Below are 6,107 nucleotides of genomic sequence, written 5' to 3' on the forward strand. Positions count from 1 at the left end.
CTCAGATCCTCAGTTGGGCGGTGACGGAAGTCGCCAGATGGTCGGCAAGACGGGCAGCAAGCGCGACGATCGTGAGCGTCGGATTGGCGGTGCCGCCGGTGGTGAATACCGAACTCCCGGCCATGTAGAGGTTGTTCACCGAGTGCAGCCGGCAATTGCGGTCGACGACGCCGCGGCGCGGGCTGTCATGCATGCGGGTGGTGCCCATGTGGTGGTAGCCGGTGTAGGCGAGATCGAGGTCCGGCGGGTCGGTGATGCCGATCTGGACGCGGCCGAGGCCGGCAGCGCCGACCGCCTGACCGATCGCCTCGTGGGTGCGGCGCAGGCTGTCGTAATCGGTTGCCTGAATGCGCCAGTCGAGCGCGATCCGGCGCCACCCGAACGGATCCTGCTCGTCGATCAGCAGCACGCGGCTGTCCGGGTTCGGCGACTGCTCGGCATCCTGGCGCAGCTTGGCGGCAATGGCGCGGCCGGCCGGAACGAAGCGGCGCATCACATGTCGATAGGCGCCGACGGCAATCGAGCCGGCATCCTCGACTGCGTTGCAGTAGTTCTCGGCGAAGCGGTCCGGGATCCGCCCGCGCGAGAAGGCTTTCACCATCGTCGAGAACGACACCCAGCCATGGCCGCGGAAATCGTCGGAGAAGGCTGCGTTCTCGTACTCGGGGACCAGGAAGGCGGTGTTGTTGAGAAGCCCCTCGCGCCGCATCGTCGCGGCCGGCAGCTTCAGACCGATCTGCAGCGCCGCGCCGTCGCTGTCGATGACCTGGTCATAGAGCGCAAGGTCGATGTCGTCCTCGGCAAAGAGGATGGCACCGACCTCGCAATTGAGATGATCCATGAAGTAGCGGCCGACGAGATCGTGTTCGTTGCCGATTCCGGCCGGGCGCTGCTTGCGGCAGTTGAGCAGGATCCGTGCATTCTCGATGCCGCCGCAGGCGATGACATAGGCGCCGGCGCGCACCCTGAGCCTGTGCCCGCCAAGGCTCGCGAACTCGAAATGGGCGACGGCGTCGTCGACCAGCAGGATGTCGACCAGGTTGGCGTGCAGGATGCAGCGGATCCTGTCGTTGCGCGCGATCGGATCCCAGTAGGTCTCGGCGAAGCGGGTCGGCGGGCTCTGCTGATAGATCGCGGTCTCGACCAGGGCGGGATCGAGCGGCAGCGCGGGGCTCGGCAGCCGATCCTTCCAGTCGGCGAAATCGTAGCGGAACGGCCCCAGCTCGAGATAGGTCTGGGCGGTCTCGTAGTAGGGATCGAGATCGGCGCGGCCGATCGGCCAACCCGAATGCGGGACGCCGGCGCGCGCCTCGAAATCGATCGGATCGAGCGGCGCGCACAACCCTGTCCAGTGGCCGGAGGTGCCGCCGAACTGCCGGAGCCGCGAGGCCCCGACATCGGTGTTCGGCTGGCCGATCACCTCGCCGTGGTAGAGCGCCTGGGTGGCGTCCTCGTAGCTTCGCCCGCCCGACTCAAGCAGGATGACGTCCCGGCCCCTGGCCGCAAGTTCCAGCGCCAGGGTTATGCCGGCCGGACCGGCACCGACGATGCAGACTCCGCCGACGACGGCTTCGCTGGTCTCGAATTGGTCGAGGTCGATGATCATCGCCACAATCCCGCTTGCCGGACGACCGCCCCGGTCGAGGCGATTCAAGTCGCTGCAAATTCGCGTCGAATGCAGGCGAGATTAGCGGCCCGACGCACCGGATGGGCGGCTTTTGGGATTAACGGTAAATTCACACCGTCGCCCTGCCGCGTTGGCCGACGATCTTTTCCCGGAGGGAACAAGAGCGAGTTATTATCGTCTATTCCGACAGTAGACAGCTTGTGGTTCCTTGAACCCGACACGGCAGGGAGGAACCGCCATGACCGAATCGGCTCTGGATCGCGCAGTCGAGATCGTCGGCCCGGCCGGGGCGCGGTACGACGAGGTACTGACGCCCGCGGCGCTGGCCTTCGTGGCCGACCTGCATCGCCGCTTCGATACGCAACGCCGACGGCTGCTGAAGATGCGTGAGGAGCGCCAGAAGCGGTTCGATGCCGGCGAGTTGCCGGATTTCCTGGCCGAGACCCGACATGTGCGCGAAAGCGACTGGTCCATCGCGCCGATCCCGGCCGATTTGCAGGACCGGCGCGTCGAGATCACCGGTCCGGTCGACCGCAAGATGATCGTCAACGCGCTGAATTCCGGCGCCCGGGTGTTCATGGCCGATTTCGAGGACGCCACGTCGCCCGTATGGGCGAATATCGTCGAGGGCCAGATCAACCTCCGGGACCGCTGGCACGGCAGTCTCGACTTCACCGACCCGGACACCGGCAAGGCCTATCGGCTCGGCGACAATCCAGCCGTGCTGATCGTCCGGCCGCGCGGATGGCATCTGCCGGAGGCACATGTTCTGGTCGACGGAGAGCCGGTTTCGGGCGCGCTGTTCGATTTCGGCCTCTACCTGTTCCACAATGCCCGCAAGACGCTCGAGGCGGGAAGCGGCCCCTACTTCTACCTGCCGAAGCTCGAGAGCCATCTCGAGGCGCGGTTGTGGAACGACGTCTTCCGTCATGCCCAGGAGCGGCTCGGCCTTCCGGGCGGCACGATCAAGGCGACCGTGCTGATCGAGACGCTTCCCGCCGCCTTCGAGATGGACGAGATCCTGTGGGAGCTGAAGGACCATATCGTCGGGCTCAACTGCGGCCGCTGGGACTACATCTTCTCCTTCATCAAGCGGTTGCGGAACAACCCGGCCTTCCTGCTGCCCGACCGCGGCCAGGTGGTGATGGGCAAGGCATTCCTCAGGGCCTATTCGCTGCTGCTGATCAAGACCTGTCACCGGCGCGGCGCCTTCGCCATGGGCGGAATGGCCGCGCAGATCCCGAACCGCCGCGACCCGGCCGCCAATGAGGCGGCGCTCGCCAAGGTGAAGGCCGACAAGGAACGCGAAGCAGCCGACGGCCATGACGGAACCTGGGTCGCCCATCCCGACCTGGTACCGGTCGCGATGGCGGTCTTCGACGCGCGGATGTCGGGCAAGAATCAGCTCACCAACCTGCGCGAGGATGTCGTCGTCGCCCAGAAGGATCTGCTCGAGGTGCACGAGGGCAGCCGCACCGAGGCCGGCCTCAGGGAGAACATCCGCGTCGGCGTCCAGTACATCGAGGCCTGGCTGCGCGGCCGCGGCGCGGTTCCGCTCTACAACCTGATGGAGGATGCGGCGACCGCCGAGATCAGCCGTGCGCAGATCTGGCAGCAACTGCGCCACCGTGCCACCCTGGACGATGGCCGCACGGTGACGCGGGATCTGTTCCTGACCACGCTGGACGATGAGATGGCCAATGTGCGCAAGGAACTTACGCCTGCCGTCTACGATGCCGGCCGTTTCGCGGAGGCCGTGGCACTGTTCCGCGACATGTCGACGTCCGACAGCTTCGAGGAATTCCTGACGCTGCCGGCCTACCGGCTGATCGCCTGAAATCACTCCGCGCAGGTGGGGCGGCCACGCCGGCCGCGCCGCCTCAAATGCAGCTCGCGATCATCGACAACAGCCGCTCGGCATAGAGGCCGTCGCCATAGACAGCCCACAGTGCCAACCCCGCCGCAAGCAGCAAACCGAGCGTCGCGGCGCCCGCCAGCACCGCTGTACTCGTCCCGGTGCGCGGCCGTGACACCAGCTCGACATCGCAAGGGTTCTGCATGCGTTTCGACTACCACATCCCCTGTTGCAAGTCGACTTTCGACCCCGCGCACGTTGGTTAAGCGCGCATTATCGGCCTTAATCAGTTCGTAAGCCTCTCGCCGTAGACGCATCTTCGTTCGCCGGGCATGCCACGAGGTTGGGGAGGCGCGATGCTATTTGCAGGGAGCAGGACAGCGACGCGAGGTCAGGCCGCAGGCCAGAGGAAACTCGCCCGGACGGTCGTGCCGAGCGGCCGGGAACGGACGTTCCGCGAGGACGAGATCATCGTCTCGAAGACCGATACCAAGGGCCGGATCACCTACGCCAACGACGTGTTCCTCAAGGTGGCGGCCATGTCGGAGGGACAGGCGCTCGGTGCGCCACATTCGGTGATCCGGCATCCAGACATGCCGAGGGCGGTGTTCCGGCTGTTGTGGGAGACGATCGCCTCCGGCCGCGAGATCTTCGCCTATGTGCTGAACCTCGCCGCAGACGGGGATCACTACTGGGTCTTCGCGCACGTCACCCCGAGCTTCGGTCCCGACGGGCAGATCGTCGGCTACCACTCCAATCGGCGCGCTCCGGACCGGCGCGTTCTGCCGGCCGTCACCGCGATCTATGCCCGGCTGAAGGCGGAGGAAGACCGCCACGCCAATCGCGCCCAGGGTCTCGACGCCTCCGCCGCTCTCCTCGATGCACTGCTGCGCGAGAAAGGCATGCCCTATGACGAATTCGTCTTCTCTCTCTAGGTCGGTGGCCCTGACCGCCGCCGGCGCCGCGCTGGCCGTATGCGCGCTGATCGGCGGACTGCTGTCGCCTGCGCTCGGCCAGGCGGCGGTTGCCCTGGCGGTGCTCGCGCTTCTCGCGGCCCTTCATCAGCTCGCCGTGCTGCGCGGCCGTCTCGACATGGTGGCCGGGATCTGCGAGCGCGCGGCGAAGGGCGATCTGGAGGCCCGGATCATCGGCATCCGGGAGACCGATACGCTCGGACGGATGATGCGGGCGATCAACCATCAGCTCGACATCGTCGATGCCTTCGCGCGCGAGGCGACGGCGTCGCTGTCGCATGTGCGCGACGGACGCTTCTTCCGGCGCGTCCTGCGGCGCGGACTGCTCGGCTCGTTCCGCCACGCCGCCGACGTGATGAATGCGGCGACCGCGGCGATGGGCGAAAAGTTCCAGCATTTCTCGGCCGTCACCGACAAGTTCGAAACCGAACTCGGCAGCGTCATGCGCGATGTCCGCGCGGCCGCCGAGGAAGTCGGCGACACTGCGGCGGCGATGGCGGCAGCGACCGGCGAATGCTCGGTCAAGACCACCGAGATCGGCCGCCAGGCCGACGTGATGCAGTCCGAGGTCGCCAACGTCGCCGATGCGATCGGCCGACTGAGCGCCGCCGTCGATTCGATCGGCGGGCTCGTTACAACCGCCCGCGAGGTGACCGAACGGGCAGCGGCAGAGACGCGCAACTCGCAGGGCACCATCCAGGGGCTGGAACAGGCGGCGGGCGCGATCGGCGAGATCGTCGATCTCATCCGTGCCATCGCCGAGCAGACCAACCTGCTGGCGCTCAACGCCACGATCGAGGCCGCCCGCGCCGGCGAGGCCGGCCGCGGCTTCGCGGTGGTGGCTTCCGAGGTGAAGGCGCTGGCGACCCAGTCCGCCCAGGCTACCGACCGCATCGGCGAGCAGATCGCCGTGATCCGCGCCGAAACCTCGCGCGCTGTCCAGGTGATCGGCGAGGTTTCCTCGATCGTCGGTGAGATCGTCGGCATCTCCGAGTCAATCGCCGACGCCGTGCGCGAGCAGACGATCGTCGCCCGCGGCATCGCCGACAGCATGTCGGTCGCACGCACCGGCACCGATACCGTCTCCGCCAACATCACCGATGTCGGCCGGTCGGTGTCGATCACCGGCGAAGCCGCGCGGGCCCTGACGGCCGCTGCCGAACGGCTGCGTGGCCGGGCCAGCAACCTAGAGGCGGAGATCGAGACCTATTTCGCCCGGGCCAGGGCGCTTTAGAGCGTGTTTGAGAAGGGTCACGGCCATCTTCTGAGCAGCGTGGCGGTTGCGGCGATGGTGATGAGGGCTTCGGCGACGGCGGTGAGTTGCGCGTAGTCGCGCACCAGGCGGCGGCACTTCATGATCCAGGCGAAGCTGCGCTCGACCACCCAGCGCCGCTTGAGCACGACGAAGCCCGCGGCGGTCGGGCAGCGGCGGACAATCTCAAGGACGATGTGGGTCCGGCTCCTGGCCCAATCGACGAGGCGCCCGGCATAGCCGCCATCGGCGAACACATGCTCGACGAAGGGGAAGGCGCGGCGAAAGCGGCGCAGGACGCCCTTTGCGCCGTCGCGGTCCTGGACATCGGCGGCGTGGACCTCGACGGCGAGGAGCCGCCCGTCGGTGTCGGTCAGGATGTGCCGCTTGCGCCCGTGG

Annotated in this window: 6 protein-coding genes; 3 read left to right on the forward strand and 3 right to left on the reverse strand. The window is 67.1% G+C overall.

Features of this window, described 5'->3' with window-relative positions; translation table 11 throughout:
* Position 1: 1 nt before the first annotated feature.
* A complete protein-coding gene (locus EDC22_RS11800; protein WP_132806854.1) occupies positions 2-1,606 on the reverse strand; it encodes an FAD-dependent oxidoreductase in 1,605 nt (534 codons plus the stop codon).
* A gap of 259 nt (positions 1,607-1,865) precedes the next feature.
* On the opposite strand from EDC22_RS11800, the gene aceB reads away from it, so the two are divergent.
* Complete coding sequence (gene aceB, locus EDC22_RS11805; protein WP_132806855.1) at positions 1,866-3,464, forward strand: malate synthase A; 1,599 nt, start codon at positions 1,866-1,868, stop codon at positions 3,462-3,464.
* Positions 3,465-3,507: 43 nt separating this feature from the next.
* Here the strand turns inward: aceB and EDC22_RS11810 are convergent, their stop codons facing one another.
* Positions 3,508-3,687, reverse strand: coding sequence for a hypothetical protein (locus EDC22_RS11810; RefSeq protein WP_132806856.1), 180 nt, complete (start codon positions 3,685-3,687; stop codon positions 3,508-3,510).
* 151 nt (positions 3,688-3,838) lie between these two features.
* Between EDC22_RS11810 and EDC22_RS11815 the strand changes: the two genes are divergently transcribed.
* Complete coding sequence (locus tag EDC22_RS11815) at positions 3,839-4,417, forward strand: PAS domain-containing protein (protein WP_132806857.1); 579 nt, start codon at positions 3,839-3,841, stop codon at positions 4,415-4,417.
* A gap of 4 nt (positions 4,418-4,421) precedes the next feature.
* Positions 4,422-5,690, forward strand: a complete 1,269-nt coding sequence (locus EDC22_RS18220; protein ID WP_281048288.1) for a methyl-accepting chemotaxis protein — start codon at positions 4,422-4,424, stop codon at positions 5,688-5,690.
* A 17-nt stretch (positions 5,691-5,707) separates the two neighbouring features.
* Here the strand turns inward: EDC22_RS18220 and EDC22_RS11825 are convergent.
* A partial coding sequence (locus EDC22_RS11825) for a transposase (RefSeq protein WP_132806859.1) occupies positions 5,708-6,107 on the reverse strand: 400 nt, incomplete at its 5' end.

It is taken from the genome of Tepidamorphus gemmatus (assembly GCF_004346195.1).
In the GTDB taxonomy this organism is placed as follows: Bacteria; Pseudomonadota; Alphaproteobacteria; order Rhizobiales; family Tepidamorphaceae; genus Tepidamorphus; species Tepidamorphus gemmatus.